General features: G+C 65.4%; 18 protein-coding genes and 1 pseudogene. 12 read left to right on the forward strand and 7 right to left on the reverse strand.

Annotated elements, in window-relative coordinates:
• Window positions 1-5: 5 nt before the first annotated feature.
• From U5775_RS24235 to U5775_RS24285, 11 genes are all read left to right on the forward strand, one after another.
• Complete coding sequence (locus tag U5775_RS24235; protein ID WP_322060636.1) at window positions 6-800, forward strand: amidohydrolase family protein; 795 nt, start codon at window positions 6-8, stop codon at window positions 798-800.
• A 25-nt stretch (window positions 801-825) separates the two neighbouring features.
• Window positions 826-1,929: a zinc-dependent alcohol dehydrogenase gene (locus U5775_RS24240; RefSeq protein WP_322060637.1), complete on the forward strand. Its 1,104-nt coding sequence runs from the start codon at window positions 826-828 to the stop codon at window positions 1,927-1,929.
• Window positions 1,930-1,987: 58 nt separating this feature from the next.
• Window positions 1,988-2,836, forward strand: coding sequence for an amidohydrolase family protein (locus U5775_RS24245; protein WP_322060638.1), 849 nt, complete (start codon window positions 1,988-1,990; stop codon window positions 2,834-2,836).
• 1 nt (window position 2,837) lies between these two features.
• Complete coding sequence (locus tag U5775_RS24250; RefSeq protein WP_322060639.1) at window positions 2,838-3,590, forward strand: GntR family transcriptional regulator; 753 nt, start codon at window positions 2,838-2,840, stop codon at window positions 3,588-3,590.
• A gap of 216 nt (window positions 3,591-3,806) precedes the next feature.
• Window positions 3,807-4,856, forward strand: coding sequence for an aromatic ring-hydroxylating dioxygenase subunit alpha (locus tag U5775_RS24255; protein ID WP_322060640.1), 1,050 nt, complete (start codon window positions 3,807-3,809; stop codon window positions 4,854-4,856).
• Between the two features lie 30 nt (window positions 4,857-4,886).
• Window positions 4,887-6,458, forward strand: coding sequence for an FAD-binding protein (locus U5775_RS24260; RefSeq protein ID WP_322060641.1), 1,572 nt, complete (start codon window positions 4,887-4,889; stop codon window positions 6,456-6,458).
• A 57-nt stretch (window positions 6,459-6,515) separates the two neighbouring features.
• Window positions 6,516-7,889, forward strand: coding sequence for an MFS transporter (locus U5775_RS24265; RefSeq protein WP_322060642.1), 1,374 nt, complete (start codon window positions 6,516-6,518; stop codon window positions 7,887-7,889).
• A 107-nt stretch (window positions 7,890-7,996) separates the two neighbouring features.
• Window positions 7,997-9,133, forward strand: a complete 1,137-nt coding sequence (locus tag U5775_RS24270) for a mandelate racemase/muconate lactonizing enzyme family protein (protein WP_322060643.1) — start codon at window positions 7,997-7,999, stop codon at window positions 9,131-9,133.
• A 143-nt stretch (window positions 9,134-9,276) separates the two neighbouring features.
• Entirely contained in the window at window positions 9,277-9,777 is a 501-nt protein-coding gene (locus U5775_RS24275) for a hypothetical protein (RefSeq protein ID WP_322060644.1), read from the forward strand.
• A 20-nt stretch (window positions 9,778-9,797) separates the two neighbouring features.
• Window positions 9,798-9,986, forward strand: a complete 189-nt coding sequence (locus U5775_RS24280; RefSeq protein ID WP_322060645.1) for a hypothetical protein — start codon at window positions 9,798-9,800, stop codon at window positions 9,984-9,986.
• Window positions 9,987-10,116: 130 nt separating this feature from the next.
• On the forward strand, window positions 10,117-10,782 hold the full coding sequence (locus U5775_RS24285; protein WP_322060646.1) for a GntR family transcriptional regulator: 666 nt from the start codon (window positions 10,117-10,119) through the stop codon (window positions 10,780-10,782).
• Window positions 10,783-10,810: 28 nt separating this feature from the next.
• On the opposite strand, the pseudogene U5775_RS24290 reads toward U5775_RS24285, so the two are convergent.
• The 4 genes and pseudogenes from U5775_RS24290 to U5775_RS24305 form a co-directional block, all read right to left on the reverse strand.
• A pseudogene (locus U5775_RS24290) lies at window positions 10,811-11,059 on the reverse strand (porin); the annotation flags it as partial.
• Window positions 11,060-11,096: 37 nt separating this feature from the next.
• On the reverse strand, window positions 11,097-11,699 hold the full coding sequence (locus U5775_RS24295) for a HutD family protein (protein ID WP_322060647.1): 603 nt from the start codon (window positions 11,697-11,699) through the stop codon (window positions 11,097-11,099).
• Window positions 11,696-12,625, reverse strand: coding sequence for an agmatinase (locus tag U5775_RS24300; RefSeq protein WP_322060648.1), 930 nt, complete (start codon window positions 12,623-12,625; stop codon window positions 11,696-11,698). The genes U5775_RS24295 and U5775_RS24300 overlap by 4 nt, the downstream gene beginning before the upstream one ends.
• 51 nt (window positions 12,626-12,676) lie before the next feature.
• Window positions 12,677-13,996, reverse strand: a complete 1,320-nt coding sequence (locus U5775_RS24305) for an MFS transporter (RefSeq protein ID WP_322060649.1) — start codon at window positions 13,994-13,996, stop codon at window positions 12,677-12,679.
• A 199-nt stretch (window positions 13,997-14,195) separates the two neighbouring features.
• On the opposite strand from U5775_RS24305, the gene U5775_RS24310 reads away from it, so the two are divergent.
• A complete protein-coding gene (locus U5775_RS24310) occupies window positions 14,196-15,149 on the forward strand; it encodes a LysR family transcriptional regulator (RefSeq protein WP_322060650.1) in 954 nt (317 codons plus the stop codon).
• A gap of 46 nt (window positions 15,150-15,195) precedes the next feature.
• Here the strand turns inward: U5775_RS24310 and U5775_RS24315 are convergent, their stop codons facing one another.
• The 3 genes from U5775_RS24315 to U5775_RS24325 form a co-directional block, all read right to left on the reverse strand.
• Window positions 15,196-15,942, reverse strand: coding sequence for a glucose 1-dehydrogenase (locus tag U5775_RS24315; protein ID WP_322060651.1), 747 nt, complete (start codon window positions 15,940-15,942; stop codon window positions 15,196-15,198).
• 228 nt (window positions 15,943-16,170) lie between these two features.
• Window positions 16,171-16,983 carry an IclR family transcriptional regulator gene (locus U5775_RS24320; RefSeq protein ID WP_322060652.1) on the reverse strand — a complete coding sequence of 271 codons (813 nt, stop codon included), beginning with the start codon at window positions 16,981-16,983 and terminating at the stop codon, window positions 16,171-16,173.
• Between the two features lie 9 nt (window positions 16,984-16,992).
• Window positions 16,993-17,862 carry an IclR family transcriptional regulator gene (locus U5775_RS24325; RefSeq protein ID WP_322060653.1) on the reverse strand — a complete coding sequence of 290 codons (870 nt, stop codon included), beginning with the start codon at window positions 17,860-17,862 and terminating at the stop codon, window positions 16,993-16,995.
• Between the last annotated feature and the right edge of the window lie 107 nt (window positions 17,863-17,969).

The following is a 17,969-nucleotide window of genomic DNA, read 5'->3' on the forward strand; positions in this document are numbered from 1 at the left end:
CGGCGATGGTCGTCGATAGCCACGCCCACGTCTCGCCGTGCTGGTACGAACCGGTCGAAACGCTGCTGCATCACATGGACCGGCACGGCGTCGAGACCGCCGTGCTCACGCAGATGATCGGGCAGGTCGACAACGGCTATCAGCAAGCCTGCGTCGCCCGCTACGGTGCGCGTTTCGCAAGCGTCGTGTGGGTCGATGCGCAGGCGCCGGACGTCGGCGAAACGGTCGAGCGGCTGGCGGCCGACGGCGCGGCGGGCGTGCGCCTGCGTCCCGGCGCCTGCCTGCCCGACGGCACGCTGCCCAAGGTCTGGCGCGCCGTGCAGTCTTGCGGCCTGCCCGTGAGCTGCGTGGGATCGGCCGAGACGTTCGCCGCGCCCGCGTTCGCGGCGCTGCTCGCTGCCGTGCCCGACCTCCCGGTCGTGCTCGAGCATCTCGGCGGCACGAGCGCGCCCGTCGAGACCGATGCGGCGTGGGCGCTGCGTCGAGAGGTGTTCCGGCTCGCGCGCTTTCCGAACGTCATGGTGAAGCTGCCCGGCATGGGGGAGCTCATGCCGCGCGCCGCGACTGCGCTGCGCGACGGCGAGCCGTTCGGCGGCCGGGTCCATCCGCTCGTCGGGGAGGCGCTCGAGGCGTTCGGTGCGAACCGGATCATGTGGGGCAGCGACTTTCCGGTCGTGAGCGCGCGCGAGGGCTACGGCAACGCATTGAAGCTGGCCAGGGCGAGTCTCGCGGGGCAGCCCGCGGCGGTGCTGGACGCCATTTTCTGTCGCAACGCGCAGCGGCTTTTCCGCGCGCGTTGAGACCGGTTGGAAACGGAGACAAGCGATGACGAAGAAAGTATGGGCGGCGGTCAAGACCGCTGCGGAGACAACGGAATTGCGGCAGTTCGACTATCCCGAACTGAAGTCCGACACGGGCATCCTGCGCGTGGAGGCGAGCGGTGTCGGCGGCAGCGACCCGGAGCTGTACCGCAAGCCCGATCACGCGCCCCTGATCATGGGGCACGAAAACGTGGGAACGCTGGAGGCTGTCGGCTCCATCGCGCAACGGCGCTGGGGAGTGAAGGCCGGCGACCGCGTCGCGCTGCACGAATATCTGCCGTGCTGGCATTGCGAGTGGTGCATGAAAGGCGATTTCCGTCTGTGCATGGAGGTCGACTTCTTCAACGTGAAGGACCGGCTGAACACCTTGCGCTTCGGCATGTCGACGTGCGAGATCGCGCCCCACCTGTGGGGCGGCTACGCGCAGTACATGCATCTGCCGCTGAACACGGTCATGCACCGGATCCCGCAGGACCTGCCGGCCACGCATGCGACGCTGGCCGTGCCGTTCGGCAATGGCGTGCAGTGGGCCTGCAACGACGGCGGTGCGGGACCCGGCAAGACGGTGCTCGTGTTCGGTCCCGGCCAGCAGGGGCTCGGGTGCGTGCTCGCTGCGAAGGCGGCGGGCTCGCTCACGGTCATTCTCGCGGGCATGACGCGCGACCGCAGCCGCCTCGATCTGTCACTGCGCCTGGGCGCCGATCATGCCGTCGACGTCCAGGACCAGAACCTCGAAACGGAGGTCATGCGCATCACGGGCGGGCGCGGCGTCGACGTGGTGGTCGATACCACGGGCGACCCCGACGGCTCGGTGGCCGCGCAGGCCATCGCGCTGGCCGCCAAGGGCGCGTATCTGAGCCTGAACGGCCTTCAGCAGCAGGTGCCGATCGGCGAGATCAAGAAGCGCTACCTGACTGTGCGCGCCCCGCGCGGCCGCAGCTATGGCGCCGTGGAGCTGGCCTTGCGCTACATCGCTTCGGGCAGATACCCGCTCGATGAGGTGTGCTCCCACACGTTCGGTCTCGCGCAGACGCATGAAGCAATTCTCGCTACGGCCGGACGCGGCGTCGAAGGCGCGGTCCATGTTTGCGTGGACCCGTGGCGGTGAGCCATGCGGGACTAACCGCACCAGACCCAATTGAACACCTGGATATCAAGGAAACCTGATGATAGATAGCCACGCCCATCTGATTGCTGCCGATGCGGGCCGTTACCCACCGTCGCCGTTGAGCGGCACGCTCGAAGACGGCGCCCTCGACAATCCGGTCACCGCCGAACGGTTGATCGCGCTGCTCGACGCCCATGGCGTGGAGCGCGCGCTGGCCGTGCAGCGCGCGCACATCTACGGATTTCACAACGACTATGTCTGCGACGCGGCGACCGCTTACCCTGAGCGCTTGCGCGCCTTGTGCATGGTCGACGCACTCGCGGACGACATCCGCGAGACGGTGCGCCACTGGGTGCGCGAGCGGGGCTCGGTGGGCATCCGCCTGACCGAACCGCACAAGGGAGCGGACCCGGGCTGGTTCGCTTCGAAGGCCGCTCTGCGCGCGTGGGAGACGGTCGCGGAGCTGGGCGGCTCGGTGCGCCTGCACTTCTACCGCTGGAATCGCGAGGCCGCCCTGAAGGCGCTGCTGCCGGTGCTCAAATCGTTTCCGGATACGCCCGTCGTGCTCGACCACTTCTCGAACATCGCAGGCGAGTCGGGTGCGCCGGACTATGGCGTAGACGAACCGCTGCTCGCGCTCGACGACCAGCCAAACGTCTATTTGCTGTACTCGATGATCAACCTCGGCAAGCTGGCTTCGCTGGATCTTCCCGCGGCGCCCGTCGTGGCCCGCGTCGTGCGTGCGTTTGGGGCGCAACGGGTCATGTGGGGCTCCGACGTTGCGCAGTCGAAGGGCAGCTATGCCGATATGGTGGCGCTCGCAAAGGCGTCGGTCGCATCGTTGTCGTCGGTGGAGCAGCAACAGGTGCTTCACGACACGGCTCGGGCCGTGTACTGGGAGCGCTGACATGCTGCGCGGCGCACGCATCGCCGGAGATCGAAGCGCGTGTTCCGGCGAGGGCGCGCGACCGGACGACTGGTCGTCGGCGGCCGGTCCGCCTGCCTTGCCCGGCCGCAGGGCGCCCGACCTGCCGTCGCAGATCGCAGCGGGCATCCGCGAGATGATCAATGACGGCGTGATCGCTCCCGGGGCGCCGCTGCCGCAGCTCCAGCTCGCCGGGCGCTTTAACGTGAGCCGCGCGCCGGTGCGCGAAGCCTTGAAGCTGCTCGTGGCCGAAGCGGCCGTGGAGCATGACCCGAATCGCGGCTTCCAGGTGGCGCTGCTTTCGAGCGTCGAAGCCCGGCAGATCTATCAGATCCGCCGCCTGCTCGAAACCGAGCTGCTACGCACGCTGCGCTGGCCGACCGCCGAGGAACTGCAGGACCTGCGGACCGATCTCGAGATCCTCGACTCGGGGCTCGCCATGGCGGCGCGAGCCGACTGGTTGCGCGCGCATTGCCGGTTTCACACGTTCGTCTTCGGACTCTCGCCCGAGCGCGTGATTGCGCGCGAAGCGATGCGTCTGATGCGTCAGACCGATCGCTACCGGGCGCTCGCGCCCACTTCTTCGTGGGGCGCCGGCTTCCCGGCCACGCCCGAACACCATCTCGTCGATGCCCTCGCGACACGCGATCGCGAGGGCCTGCTGGCCCGCTTCCTCGCAGACCGCCGCGAGGTCGAGCGGCGCCTGCTTGCCTCGCTTGAAGCGCGCGGGCTCTGAGCGCCAATGCGTTCCGGGTATACCCACCGCCCGGAGGCCTTGTGCCTCGCGGAAACTGAGAATAATATGATGCATACTAAATTGAATACTATTTAGCCTTTTTCGAGGATTGCCCCAGTTGTCGTAACCGCAGCCGTGCGCCGCACGCGTTCGACGCAAAGCCTGGGTGCTGGATACGCCGGCCAGTTGGCCGCATCAATCGATCAGGAGACAAAGATGTTTCTTCGGAATTGCTGGTACATGGTGGGTTGGGCCGCGGACTTCTCCGCGGAGGCGATCGTGCCGTTCACGGTGATGGACGAGCCGCTCGCGATCTACCGCAAATCGGACGGCACGCTGGCCGCCCTGGAAGATCGCTGCCCGCATCGCCTCGTGCCGCTCACGGTCGGTCGCAAAGAGGGCGACGAACTGCGCTGCATGTACCACGGCCTGAAGTTCGCGGCCGACGGCCGCTGCACCGAAATTCCCGGCCAGGATCGCATCTCGGCCAGGGTCTGCGTGCGCGCTTATCCGATCGAGGAGCGCCACGGCGCGGCGTGGGTCTGGATGGGCGACCCGCAGAAAGCGGACGCGTCGCTGATCCCGCCGATCATCGGACCCGACGACGCGGACTGGGCCATGGTCTGCGCGAGCTTCGACATCGACGCGAACGCCGAGCTCATCTCCGACAACCTGCTGGACCTCTCGCACGCCCCCTTCGTGCACGAATCGACCTTCGGCGCGAGCGACATGAAATCGCTCAAGCTCATGAAGGAAAGCGAAACGAAGCGCGGCATGGAGATACTCGAGCGCGGCGTTCGGGCGGACCGCTGGCACTCGGGGCGGCAGTCGAATCCGTATTTCGGCGCGGTGCCGTCCGACGACCGCGTCGTGAGCACCTTCCTCGTGCCTGGCGTGTTCATCCTGACGATTCATTCTTACGCGCCTGGCATTCAGGCGCGCAGCGGCAACGGCACGGTGACGGAAGCACCGATCTTCGCGCGCTGCACGAACCAGATGATCACGCCGGTCAGCGCGACGAAGTCGAAGTTCTTCTACAACTTCGGCCCTTGGGCGAAGGCTGCCGAACTCAAGGCGCATTGCTTCAGCATCGCCGACGAAGCATTTCAGGAAGACAAGGCCATCATCGAAGCGCAGCAGGATCTGATCGACCGCTCGCCGGACCGCAAGATGATCATGCTCGCCATGGATGCGCCGGTGCTTCGCTACAACGAGATCTACGACCGTTTGCGTTCGGCCGAGCAGCTGGTTACCGAAGCCGCATGAGTGCGCCCTCCGTACGTAGCGAGAAAGACGATGCAGAGCAATGAATTGACGGTGACGTGGTCCTCGCCCCGCTGGGATCTGGAAGCCGATATGGTGGTCGTGGGCTATGGCGGTGCCGGCGCGACCTTCGCCTTGAGCGCGGCCGAGCTGGGCGCCGACGTGCTGGTGCTCGAGAAGGGCGAGCGCGGCGGCGGCAACTCGGTGTGCGTCGCGGGCGGTTTGATCATGACGTCGAGCGACGAGAAGGCCACGTTCGACTACATGAACTGGCTGTGCGCAGGGCAAACCGACGAAAGCGTATTGCAGCACTTCGTGCAGGGACTCAAAGCGATTCCTGCGTTTCAGCACAAGCTCGGCTTGCCGTTGAAGGACAACCCGAAACCGTTCAGCGCACCGGGCTTCTTCCCCGAGTTTCCCGGTGCGCCGGGAAGCGAAAGCGTGCAGGGCATGAGCGTGGTGTCGGCCCCCGGCGGGGCGGGCCTGTACAACGCGATTGCCGCCGTGGCCGAGCAACGCGGCGCGCGCGTGCGCTGCAATACCACGGTGACGCGCCTCGTGCAGCATCCGGTGACGCGTGAAATCCTCGGCGTCGAGGCGCGCACGGCCGACGGCGAAACGGTGAGCGTCAAGGCGCGCAAGGCGACCGTGCTGGCGAGCGGCGGCTTCGAAGCCGACGATGCCATGTGCCGGCAATTCATCACGCCTTGCCCGATCTATTTCCTCGGCAGTCCGAATCTCACGGGCGACGGCATTCGCATGGCGCAGACGGCAGGCGCGCAGCTCTGGCACATGAACGCCGTGGCGGGGCCGCTGAGCTGGGGCATCAAGTCGAAGCGCGGCCACGTGTACGTTACCTACGACCTGAACCGCATCGCCGGATTTGGCTACAACTCGGGGGCGTTCAAGGATGGCGGCAGCCTGCTGTGGGTCGACCGGAACGCACGGCGCTTTCACAACGAAACGACCGACACCGCGGAAGTGCGTCATGGTCTGGCCAACCGGGACACGTGGCTCGCCACGACCGCGGACGGGCCGCAATTCAGCCACGTGCCGGTGTTCCAGATCTTCGACGAGAAGGTCAGGGCAGGCGGCGCGGCCATGACGACGCTGAACTCGCGAACGCCGCCGTGGAGCGCGGACAACCTCGCGGAGCTGGAGGAAGGTTCGATCATGCGCGCGGAAACGATCGAGGAACTGGCGCTGAAGTGCCGCTGGCCCGACATCCCGGGCGTGGCGCGTGCCGGCCATCTCGATCCCGAGGTGCTCAAGGACACCGTCGCGCGCTACAACGCGCAGTGCATGCAGGGCCACGACCCGGACCACGGGCGCAGCACGTTTCTCGTGCCGCTGGACACGGGCCCGTACTACGCGATCGGCCCGATGTTCCCGACGTATCTCAACACGCACGGCGGTCCGAAGCACGACGCTCGCCAGCGCGTGCTCGACCACGAGGACCGGCCGATTCCGCGCCTCTATGCGATCGGCGAGTGCGGCTCGCTGTGGGGCCCGTACTACAACTCGATGGGCGATATCGCCGAGTTCATCGTGTCGGGCACGACGGCGGGGCGCGCGGCAGTCGAAGAACGCGCGTGGGACCAGTAGGCCTCCCCGCAACAGAAGCAGGCGACGAAAAAGAACACCGCTTCAAAGGAGACAGCAATGTATGAGAACCCGACGGCGCACGATGCGCCGCCTCGCGCCGCCGATCGCCCAGGCAGCGCGCAGGACTCCTCCCTATCGGGCCGTGGGGCGGTTGCCGCCGGCGGCTGGCCGCTGCTCGCGATACTCACGATCGTGTATGTCGTGTCGTTCATCGACCGCGGGGCCATCTCGCTCGTGGTCGGTCCGATCAAGCAGGATCTCGGCGTTTCGGATCTGCAGGTGAGCTGGCTGCTGGGGCTGTCGTTCATGCTGCTCTATAGCGTGCTGGGCATTCCGGCCGGGTATCTCGTCGACAACTGGCACCGCAAACGTCTGCTCGGCGGTGCGATGCTGTTGTGGTCGACCGTGCAGATTCTGTGCGGCCTGAGCCAGACCTACGTCCTCCTGTTCCTGACGCGTATCGGCCTCGGTGTCGGCGAAGCGGTGCTGCCGCCGGCCGCCGCGTCGATGATTCGCGACGCCTTTCCGCCCGAGCGCCGCGGTCTCGCGTTCGGCATCTACAACATCGGGCCGTTGCTGGGCACCGGCCTCGCGCTCGTGCTCGGCGGCTATCTGCTGAAATTCGCGGCGGCCGGACATCTGGCCGGGATTGCGCTGCTGGGTCTGCTCAAGCCATGGCAGTTCGTGCTGGTGGTGCCGGGCCTGCTCGGCATTCCGCTCGCCCTCATGCTCTGGCTCGTGCGCGAGCCGGCGCGCAGCGACGCAACGAGCGCCGACAAAGTCACCTACGGCGACGCGCTGCGCTTCGCGTGGGCGCGCAAGGGCGTCTATCTGCCGCTCTGGATGGCGATCTGTCTGTACGGCATCGCCATCGGCAGCCAGATGGCGTGGCTGCCGGAGATCGTCGCGCGGACGATGGGGTTCGGCCGCCCCGTCATCGGGCAGGCACTGGGCGCGGTCGGGCTGGTGGCCTCCCCGGCGGGGCTCCTGTTGTGGGGCGGTGTGGCCGATCGTCTGCGCAAACGCGGCATGGTCGATGCGCCGGTGCGCGTGGCCATCGCCTCGACCGCCATTGCCGCGCTGGTCACGGCCACGTTCCCGTGGATCCGCTCCGCGCCGTTGGGCCTCGTGGCGTATGCGGCGCAGACCTTCTTCTTTGCCGTGTTCGCCGTGGCGGGCGGCGCGACGATGGCCAACCTCACGCCCGGCAACATGATGGGCAAGCTCACCGCGCTCTACTACCTCGTGACCAACCTGTTCGGGCTCGCGCTCGGGCCCACGGTGGTCGCCCTCGTGGCGCGGTTGATGTTCGCCGGTCCGAACGCGCTCGGCCATGCGTTCGTCGCCTGCTATGTGGTGGCCGTCGTGCTGGCGATCGTCTTGCTGATGCGCGTCAGCCGATCGATTCGCCTGCGCCCGGCCGAAGCCTGATTCCCCGATCGCGGCGTGCTGTCCTGGCTCGCGCGCCGTCGCCATTCGAACCCCGCTCTCTTTTTCGCACCATGAAAATTACCCGAGTCGAATGCATTCCCCTGTCGATGCCGCTCAAAAAGCCGCTTCGCCTGCCGAACGTGACGATCACGTGCCTGAATACCGTGTTGCTGCGCCTTTATGCCGATACCGGCCTCGTGGGCGTGGCGGAGTCCGGCGACACGTCGTCGTGGTATCGCGGCGAAAGCCAGGCATCGATCGTCAGCATGATCTGCGATGTCTTTGCGCCGCGCATTCTGCTCGGTGAGGATCCTCGCAACATCGAGAAGATCGTCGGTGCGATGGACACGCTGGCGCGCGACAACAACCAGGCCAAAGCGCTGGTCGATTGCGCCCTGCACGACCTCAAAGGCAAGGCGCTGGGCGTACCCGTCTATGACCTGCTCGGCGGCCGCACGCGCGATGCGGTGCCGCTGGGCTGGGTGCTGTCGGCCGGGGAGCCGGAACAGGTCGCGAGCACCGCCGTGGCCGCGCAGGAGGCGGGGTACACGGCCTTCAAACTGAAGGTTGGCCGCGGCACGTTCGACAACGACGTGGCGACCGCGGCCGCCGTGCGCGCGGCGCTCGGCGACGGCGCGCGCATCATGCTCGACGCCAATGGCTCATGGAACTACGAAGCGGCGCTGCGCACGATACGCCGGCTCGACCGGTTCCATCTCGACTTCGTCGAGCAGCCGCTGCCGCACTGGGATCGCGATGGCATGTCGCGTCTGCGCGAACGCATCGAAACGCCGCTCTATGCGGACGAGGGCGCGCAGGAACTGCATCACCTGCGCGAGATCGCCGAGCGGCGCAGCGCCGACGGCGTGATCCTGAAGGTGCAGAAGGTCGGCGGCCTGCTCAAGGCCCAGCGCTTTCTGGCCGTGTGCCGCATGTACGACTTGCCGGTGTTCTGCAGCACGCTGATCGGCTCCGGCATAGAGGCGTGCCCCAGCACCCATCTTTGGGTCGCGGACCAGTGGGCGTGCCAGTTCATGAGCGAAAGCGCCGGACCGCTGGCGGTGCACGCCGCGTGGAACAGCGAGGACATCCCGGCGGGCGAGGACCTCGCGCTGGGCGCCCAACGCTTTCATCGCGGGTACGCGTATCCGAACGAGCGGCCCGGCTACGGCGTGGAGATCGACGAGGCCCTGCTTGCGCGCATCGGGACGCCGGGACGACCGGCCGTCAGCGTGGGGGAGTAGGGCGGCAACCAGGTTCGCTGGAGAGCGGTGCCGGCAGGCTCGCGCGGCTCTTCACGAGCGCCTTGCCGGAGTATGACGTCGCACGAAGCGGCGCTCACGACCGGAGTTTCGAGTTCTATCAACGAGCATTCAGGAGACATTGCATGAACAGCGCCAGTCAGTCGCCATGGAAGTACGTCATCATGTGGTTGCGGCTCTACTTCGGAGCCCACCTCTTTTTCTCGGGCATCCGCTACATCACGACCGGCTACGTTCCGCCGATCCCGGGCGTCGGCGGCGCCTACGTGGCGGCGGCCACGACGATCCATCTGTATCCCGCGGTCAAATACATGGAGTTCATCTTCGGAACGATGCTTCTGACGAACCGCTTCGCGACGCTCGCACTCATTCTGGAGATGCCGACCACGGTCACGATCTTCTGGCTCAACACGTTCATTGTCGCGACGCCGAGACAGCTCTTTTCGGGGCCGCAGGAACTGCTGATGAACGGCTTGCTGCTGCTGGCCTATAGCGGATACATGGCTTCGGTCTTCCGCCCGACACTCAAGCCCATGTGGCTGTGGGACGGCTGGAAAGGCCATTTTCAGAACGAGGCGGACGAACGGGTCGCCGCCCGGCCGCTGCCCGCTGCCCAACATCGATAAGCATCAGCCTGGAGAGTGATATGAAAAAGGATACGTGGATTGCAGTCGGGATCTGTTTGCTGCTCACGGCTGCAGCGTGCATCGGGTCCACGGGACTGGGCTTCGCCGAGTTCAGGCCGCTGCGCAATTTCGACTATTTTGGACTGGGCGTGTCGTGGCTGATGTTCATCATCTTCCTGATCCGCGATAGCCGGGCGGGGAGCGTCTGATCCGCACCCCGGTCGGCGTCTGCCCGCAGGTCATCGCGCCCGGCGGGCAGACGCGATTGCGCTGCCATAGAATAGCGGCTGTGACGTGCGAACATCGGCGCACGCAACGGCTAAAGAGACGACGATACCCGTGAGCAAAATCGAACTGAAGGACATCGATATCCCCGCGCAGGTTGCCGAGGATATCCGCAAGCTGATCAATCTGGGCGTGCTTTCGCCTGGACAGCAACTGCGGCAGTCCGAGCTGGCGGAGCGCTTCGACATCAGCCGGGTGCCGGTGCGAGAGGCGCTGAACCTGCTCGCCGCGGTGGGTGTCATCGTGCACGACCCGAACCGCGGTTTTTTTGTCGCGCCGCTGTCTTCGAGCGAAGCGGCGCAACTCTACCGCGCCCGCTTCCTCATCGAGCGGGAGTTGTTCCAGTCGATGGCGTGGCCGGACGAGGCGCAGACGGCCGCGCTGAACGCGATGCTGGCGAGGCTCGACGACTATCTGGGCGGGCGCCAGCGGGCTGCGTGGATCGAGGAATACTATGCGTTCTACGCCTGCCTGTTCGACTTGTCGCCCGAGAAGATCATTCGTCGCGAGGCCCTGAGGCTGATCCGGCTAACCGATCGCTATCGCGCGCTGGCGACCGAAGCCAATCGCCCGGGCGAGTCGGCGAATGCCCATCTCGAACGTGCCTTGTTGAACGCGATCGCGAAGCGGGATCGCGAGCAATTGATGGATACCTGCACGGTTGAGCGGGAACGCATCAAGGACTCGGTGATGACGGTGCTCGCGGCGCGGGGACTGTAATCGCCGGCCCCCACGCTTTCTCTCGACCTCAGAAGATGTGCCGGATCCCCACGTTGCCGCCCACGGTCGTGCCCTGCGTGCCGTAGAGCGCGCTGTCGACCGCGTTTCCGTCGACGTCGGGCCCCGTGTTCATCGCGCCGTGATTGTTGACCACGCCGAATTGCGCATAGAGCGTGGTCCTGCGCGAAAGCAGATAGTTCGCGCCGACGGCCGCGAGGATCAAATGATTGCCGGTATCGTGACGATCGCTCGTGAACCACGCGCCGCCATTCAGCTCGAATTCAGTCCTGACGTCGGCGTGCACAGAGCATGCCTCACTCGCGCCAGCAAAAATCGACCAGAAGCGCAACCGATGCGCCTACCGTCGTAATGTATTCCGCGCCCCTCGGCTCGACGAAACCGGATTCCTCCAGCACGAGCGCGCTGCCGTCTTCGAATACGATGCGCGCCTGTCCCTGCGCAACGAAGAGCAGGCAGCAATTCAACGCGGGCACGGTGCGCGAGTGCTCGACGATCCTCACGGCGGCCGTCGCCGTGTCGCGGCGAACCATCACATTGAAATCGAGGATGGGCCCGTCGAGCAGACGGCCTTCGAGTGGCCGCTCGCCCGCGAATGCGACCGATGAGTAGCGCCCACGGAGCGCATGACAGACAGCACCGGTCGGCACGTCGATCAATTCCATGCCCGAGCCGCGCAGAATCGCGAGGATTCGATCGATGCCGGGGTACGTCGAGAAGCCGGCATCGCAGTCCATGTTTGCGATACTGATACGGAGTGCGAAATCATCGGGATTGCCGGGTGCGGCAATCCTGAGCAACTCGCGCGTGATGCCGTTGCCATTTTTCCAGCGCGTCGCCGGGACGTCGCCAAGACGGGCCGGCGCAGGGTGCGCTGCCTTCAGGTGCGCTGCCTTCAAGCGGCCAGCCTGCGCGCGCTGAAGCCCAGCACGTTGGTCAGGAGACGCGTGATCGTCAACGCGGTCATCTCGCGGACATCGAGCGCCGGATGATACTCGACGAAATCAATGCCCGCGAGTTGCGTGGTCGTGCACAGATGCTTGAGGATGCCGCGCGCCTGATGAAACGTCAGTCCGCCCGGCAGCGGTGCGATCACGCCCGGCGCCACGCCGGGGTCCAGTCCGTCGACATCGAAGGTCACGAACCAGGGCGCGTCGTCCACCAGATGGCGGGTGACGGCCTCGATGCCTTCGTCTAGCACGGTTTCCGCGGGAACGATCACGTTGCCCGAGCGCAGCGCGTCATCGACATCGCTTGCGCGGGCGCTGCCGCTGCCGCGCAGGCCGACCTGCACGATGCGCTTGACGAATGGCATTTCGCGAATGCGCCGGATCGGGCTCGAATAGCCGTGCCGCTCGCCGTTCACTTCATCGCGGAAATCGAGGTGGGCATCGAACTGCAGCACGTTGAGCGGCCCGAGCGATTCGAATGCGCGCACGCAAAGCGGAGGAATCGAATCGTCGCCGCCGAGCACAATCGGAATTGCGCCACGTTCCAGCAGCGCGGCGATGGCCGAGGTGACGGCCGCCGCATTGCGGGCAACGTCCAGCGTACCGGGAACGTTGCCGCAATCGACGCCCGACGCGGCGGTGTCGCCGAACAGCGTCCCCTGGAGGTCGAAGTCATAGTGCCCGGCTTGCCGCCCGTAGCGGAAACTGCGCTCGCGAACCTTGTCGGGCGCATTGGACGAGTCGCAGTGCAGCAGGGCCGGCCCGTAAGGCACGCCGTATGGCGCGCCGATCACGGCGAACGTGGCGGAAACCTGGCTCAAATCCGCTTCGACGGGAAAGGCGAGAAACGGGACCTTCGGTGAATCGCAAAGCATGTTGACCTCAAGGAGAAAAGCGCGCGAAAAGCGGAAGCGGTAGCTGGCCCGTCAATCGGCGATGACGTGTTCGAGCACGTCCGACCGGATTGGCCCGAGCGCAAAGATGTAGATGAGGCATCCGGCGATCGCGACGATCGACGCTGAAACGAGCCCCGGCGTGAACGATCCCGTCGCGTCCTTCAGGAAACCGATGACCGCGGGGCTCGCGATGCCGGCGAGATTGGCGATGCAGTTCTGAAATCCGGCGACGGTCCCGGCCACGGAGCGTTCGCCGCGTGTGGACATGTCGGCGGGCAGCGCGAGGATGCTCGACGTGGCGACCGAGACGCCGAAGAATGCGATGGACAGCAGCAGCAGCGCGACCCAGGCCTGCGTGACGATGCCGGCGAGGCCGATGGTTGCGCTCAGCGCCATCCCGACGACGATGCAGGCCTTGCGCGCGAAATTGAGGCCGTACCGGCTCGCGGCGAGCTTGTCGGAGATCCAGCCGCCGAACCACGAGCCGACCAGTCCCGCGATGCCCGGCAAAATGCCGTAGAAACCGAGCTGGAGCAGGGTAAAGCCACGCGCCTTCACGAGGTAGGTCGGATACCAGGTGATGAAGAAATAAATGACGTAGCCCTGGCAGGCAAAGCCCAGCGACATCGCCCAGACGACTTTGGAGGTGAAGAGTTTCCCCCACTTGATGCGAACCGTGGACTTCTGCGGCGTGGGCGAGCCGCCTTCGATATGGCTTGCTTCTGCTTCGTTGACGAAGCGGTTCTGCGAGGGAAATTCGCTCGCCACGAGGAGCCACACGACGACCCACACGAGCCCGACTGCGCCCGTGAAGAGGAACGATGCCTTCCAGCCATAAGCCGTGATGATCGCGGTACAGATGGGCAGCGCGATCAGCGTGCCGCCGCGTGCGCCGCAATCATAGATGCCGGAGGCGAGTCCGCGCTCGGTCGAGGGGAACCACCGTTCGACGAGCTTCGTCGCGGCGGGAAAGGCGCCGGCTTCGCCCACGCCCAGCAGAAATCGCAGGCCCAGCAAAGAGGCGGCGCCGCGCGCGAGGCCCGTGGCCATCGTGAAGGCCGACCACCACACGACGGCGGCGGCAAACACGGCCTTCGCGCCCAGCCTGTCGACGAGCATGCCCGCGGGAATCTGGAATGCCGCATAAGTCCAGAAGAACGCCCCGAGGATCAGCCCCGATTCGCCCGCCGACAAATGCAGATCGGTATTCATGTACGGCAATGCGACGGCCAGGTTCGCGCGGTCCATGTAGTTGGTGACGATCGCGACAAACGCGAGGAACACCATGAACCATCTGAACTTCGTGGGCTTGCCCAACTGTGTACGCTGCGATTTCTGAATTGTTTGCATGGTTTGTCCCCTGGCTCTCGACGAGCCTCCTGTCATCTTGCGAGTGGCCGCAATGTCGGCGCGAAATGCGCACGTGCGCCAATATGGTGAGTGACTGAAATTTCAACGCAAAACGCATTGGTACGCCAATACATTGTTGGGCACGAGTCCATAACCGTGGGTTATGCTCTGAGCATTGCGCGGATTCATCGGAGGAAACATGGCACGCCCGACGCTCAACTACCACCAGGTCGAGTTGCTGTACGAGGTGGTCCGGTGCCGGACACTGACGGCTGCGGCGCAGAACATGCACATCTCGCAGCCCGCGGTGACGAAGCAATTGAAGGCGCTGGAAGATAGCCTGGGCGTCAAGCTGTTCAAGCGCGAGAAGGGCCGGTTGTTGCCCACGGCAGAGGCCATCTTGCTCTTCGATCAGACCGAGCGGACGAACGCAAGCTTACGTGCCCTCAACGAGCTCGCCGATGGCTTGCGAACCGGCACGCTTGGCCGCCTGAGCATCTGCGCTTATCCCGCGGTAACGGAACGATTGCTGCCCGAAGCGATTGCAGCGTTCCAGATGGAATTTCCAAAGGTATTTGTCGAGGTCACCATCGAGAACGCCGAAAAGATGCTGGACCTGGTGGAGAGTCAGCAAGTCGACTTGGGCATCTGCACGCCTTTTCGGGAAATGAGAAATGTGACCGAGCAGCATTTGCTGGATTCGATGATCGTCTGCGCGATGCTGTCGAACGATACGCTGGCGACGCGGCGTTCGGTGACCGTTGCCGAGATGGGCGATATCGCGCTGACGACGGTGGGTGCGCTAGAGAGCATTCCTGAATTGCACGCGCAGCTTTCGTCGGCCGAGCGTAGCCGGATGATTCATGCGCGCGTGTCGAGCTCCGCGCTGGCCTGCCGGATGGTGCAGTTGACGGGCCGGCGCGCGATCGTCGAGAGTCTCACGGCCGCATCGATCGATGTGAGCGGGCTGGCCTTTGTTCCGCTCGAAGCGATTCCGCCGCGCCGTATTTCCGTACTGCGGCCATCGTTGCGGCCTGGCAGTTCCTTTGTCGATGCCTTTTGCGAGATTCTCTCGGCGCTGGCGAAACGGCTGGGGGTCGAGATGGTGAAACGGGGCCGTACGCAGGGGCGCGCGAAAATAAGGGGGCGTTGATACTTGGCCGATCGAGCGCGACCGGCGTTACCACGCTTGAGTCGCGTCAGCGCATACCACCACTCGCGACGATGTGTTCGCCCGTAAGCCAGCCCGAGTCGTCCGACGCGAGGAACACGGCAATCGATGCGATATCGTCGGGCTGACCCACACGGCCCAGCGGCGTCTGGCTCACGGCCATCGTTTCAAAGTCCGATCCGGCGATCCCGGCCGCGTGCGTGCCTTCCGTGTGCACGATGCCTGGATTGATTGCGTTGACGCGGATCTTTCGCGGCCCCAGTTCGCGCGAAAGCACGCCGGTAATCGCATCGACGGCGCCTTTGGTACCCGTATAAACAGCGCTCCCCGGCGGCGTAATGGTGGTCACCACGGAACTCACATTGATGATGCTCGCCCCCTCGTCCAGATGCTTCAAAGACGCTTGTGTCGTGAGCAGCAGGCCAAGCACGTTGATATTGAACTGACGATGGAATTGCTCTTCGGTAACGTCTTCGATCGGCGCCAGCTCATAGACCCCCGAATTATTGACGAGAATGTCGATGCGCCCATAGGTTTCGATTGCTGTGTCGATGATGCCTTGCGCGTCTGCGGCCTTCGACACATCGCCACCCACGGCAATCGCCTTTCCGTTGGCCGATGTAATCGCTGCGACGACAGCATCGGCGCCTGCCTTGCTGCTTGCGTAGTTGACAACCACCGAAGCGCCTTCGTGCGCGAGCGCCTTGGCGATCCCTGCGCCGATACCCTTCGATGCGCCAGTGACGACGGCGACTTTGCCTGCGAGCTTGCCCATATCCTTTTCTCCAGTCGATTCGATGCCATTAAGCGGATCCGGCGGCTAGTCGAGCCAACCGGTCTGCTGTGCGATCAATGTAGACAGTCGCTGCACCGCGATAAAGCGGATCAAGGCGAATTGACTTGCAGGATCTGGTGAACAATCCCGTTTCGCGCCTGCGCGTCGGGCAGGCGTGGTGGGCAGGCATCAAGGACTGGAATCGCCGCTAATCGCTACTCGACGGCATCACGGCCCATAACGCACGTCGCGAAGCACGCACTCGAGATCGCGCGCGGCCTGCTTGAGCGCCGGCACGATGCGCTGCCGGATGGCGTCGATATCGGGGTGGAACTTGATCGCGCCGCAGCTCAGCGACATCGGCGTGGCCGAACCGCCCACGCTGACCGGCAAAGCGATGCCGTACGCGTTGCGCTGGAACTCGCCGTACGACATGCAAACGCCGTTCTCGCGAAGATCGTCGAACGCCTTTTCGATGCCGCTGCGAATTGCCTCGCGCTGCGGGCCCGCGGCCTCCAGCAGTCGCGCGACATACGACTGCCGCTCAGGCTCCGGCAGCCCCCAGAGCCATGCGCGCCCGATGGCGGTCAGGCACATCGGCAGCAGCGAGCCGACCCCGAGCCGCAGCGTCGAGATTCGCGAACTGGTTCGGTGTGCGATATATAGCATGTCGAGTCCGTTGGGCGTGGCGAGTGCAACGGAAACGTCGAGCTGGTCGGCGAGTTGCTGCATCAGCGGATGCGCGAGCCGCGTAACGGGATTGGTTTCGAGGTACGCATGCCCGATGCCGAACACGCCCGTCGCCAGTTCGAATCGCGCGCCGCCCGCGACACGGCGGATATACCCGAGTTGCATCAGCGTCGAGGTCAGGCGGGAAATAGCGGACTTCGACATCCCCGTGCGATTCGCGAGTTCCCCGTTGGTCAGCGGCGCGCGTTCGGCGTGAAATGCGCGCAGTAGCTGCAGGCCGCGATCGAGCGTCAGCGTGACGGGGGCGGACTCGGGCGCCGGGGCCTTCGCATGATTCGACGGATTCGTCATCGTGATCGTTCAGACGGGTGTCGGCACGCGCTCGCGCAGCGTTTGCGCGATCGCGACGAGCCGCGGACCCAGCTCGCGTTCGAGCCGGGCTTGCGCGAGGCGAGCCGTGCGGCCGACGCAGCCGAGCACCCAGGGCGGGCGATCGGGCAGCAGCACGGGCGCCGCGACGCACGCAAGTTCGGGCTCCCAGTCGCCGTGCAGCATGCCGAAACCCAGTTCGCGCACCTGGGCGATTTTTTCGTGCATCCGGCGCCCGATGGTGGGCCAGTTATCGTCGGGCCGCCGCTCGAGTTCGCTGAGCAGATAGTTGCGCTCCGATTCGGGAAGCACGGCGAGCAGCGCCCAACCCATCAGCGAATAGGCGATGTGCATGCGCATGCCCGGTTGCAGCCGCAGATCGAGCACGGCGCGGCTGCCGATCTGGGTGTCGAGAATGAGGATGTCGAACCGGTCGCGCGTGCCGAGCAGCACGTAGGCATCGGTTTCCTCGGCGAATTTGCGCATTTCTACGCTCGCGAGCCGCTGCAGGCCGGGATCGGAAACGGCCGCGTAGCCGAGCGCCAGCGAAGCGGCGGCCAGCGAATACTTGCGGCTTGCCTTGTCGTGATGCAGATAGCCGAGCGCGACGAGCGAGCGCAGCAGCCGCAGCACGGTCGGCGCGGGAATGCCGGTCGCCTGCGCGATTTCCAGATTGCCGAGCCACGCCTTGTCCGGGCCGAACACCGAGAGAATCGCGAGCCCGCGCGCGAGTGGCGTCACCATCGCGCTGCCGGGCGCGCGCTCGCCGCGCGGCGGCTTCGGCCATGCGGTGTCGAGGCCATGGGGGCCATTGCCGGACCTCGCATCGACGTGCGTCGGCAAGGATCTACCGGGTTGCATGCGTGTCTCCGTCTGTTGTTTCGATGCCGGGCCGCGATCGGGCCTCGTGCTTTGCTTCTGTTCAAGCGTACTAGCATCGCGCCGGTCGCGACGCTGGGGTGTGCCCG

This window comes from Paraburkholderia sp. J63, from assembly GCF_905220245.1.
Classification (GTDB): domain Bacteria; phylum Pseudomonadota; class Gammaproteobacteria; order Burkholderiales; family Burkholderiaceae; genus Paraburkholderia.

What these genes read in the sequence shown, in the direction of transcription:
- U5775_RS24245 (WP_322060638.1), top strand. Translation starts at nt 1,988, where the DNA reads ATGATAGATAGCCACGCCCATCTGATTGCTGCCGATGCGGGCCGTTAC.
- U5775_RS24310 (WP_322060650.1), top strand. Translation starts at nt 14,196, where the DNA reads ATGGCACGCCCGACGCTCAACTACCACCAGGTCGAGTTGCTGTACGAG.
- U5775_RS24300 (WP_322060648.1), bottom strand. Translation starts at nt 12,625, where the DNA reads ATGCTTTGCGATTCACCGAAGGTCCCGTTTCTCGCCTTTCCCGTCGAA.
- U5775_RS24265 (WP_322060642.1), top strand. Translation starts at nt 6,516, where the DNA reads ATGTATGAGAACCCGACGGCGCACGATGCGCCGCCTCGCGCCGCCGAT.
- U5775_RS24240 (WP_322060637.1), top strand. Translation starts at nt 826, where the DNA reads ATGACGAAGAAAGTATGGGCGGCGGTCAAGACCGCTGCGGAGACAACG.
- U5775_RS24325 (WP_322060653.1), bottom strand. Translation starts at nt 17,862, where the DNA reads ATGCAACCCGGTAGATCCTTGCCGACGCACGTCGATGCGAGGTCCGGC.
- U5775_RS24270 (WP_322060643.1), top strand. Translation starts at nt 7,997, where the DNA reads ATGCCGCTCAAAAAGCCGCTTCGCCTGCCGAACGTGACGATCACGTGC.
- U5775_RS24250 (WP_322060639.1), top strand. Translation starts at nt 2,838, where the DNA reads ATGCTGCGCGGCGCACGCATCGCCGGAGATCGAAGCGCGTGTTCCGGC.
- U5775_RS24255 (WP_322060640.1), top strand. Translation starts at nt 3,807, where the DNA reads ATGTTTCTTCGGAATTGCTGGTACATGGTGGGTTGGGCCGCGGACTTC.
- U5775_RS24280 (WP_322060645.1), top strand. Translation starts at nt 9,798, where the DNA reads ATGAAAAAGGATACGTGGATTGCAGTCGGGATCTGTTTGCTGCTCACG.
- U5775_RS24235 (WP_322060636.1), top strand. Translation starts at nt 6, where the DNA reads ATGGTCGTCGATAGCCACGCCCACGTCTCGCCGTGCTGGTACGAACCG.
- U5775_RS24305 (WP_322060649.1), bottom strand. Translation starts at nt 13,996, where the DNA reads ATGCAAACAATTCAGAAATCGCAGCGTACACAGTTGGGCAAGCCCACG.
- U5775_RS24275 (WP_322060644.1), top strand. Translation starts at nt 9,277, where the DNA reads ATGAACAGCGCCAGTCAGTCGCCATGGAAGTACGTCATCATGTGGTTG.
- U5775_RS24315 (WP_322060651.1), bottom strand. Translation starts at nt 15,942, where the DNA reads ATGGGCAAGCTCGCAGGCAAAGTCGCCGTCGTCACTGGCGCATCGAAG.
- U5775_RS24320 (WP_322060652.1), bottom strand. Translation starts at nt 16,983, where the DNA reads ATGACGAATCCGTCGAATCATGCGAAGGCCCCGGCGCCCGAGTCCGCC.
- U5775_RS24260 (WP_322060641.1), top strand. Translation starts at nt 4,887, where the DNA reads ATGCAGAGCAATGAATTGACGGTGACGTGGTCCTCGCCCCGCTGGGAT.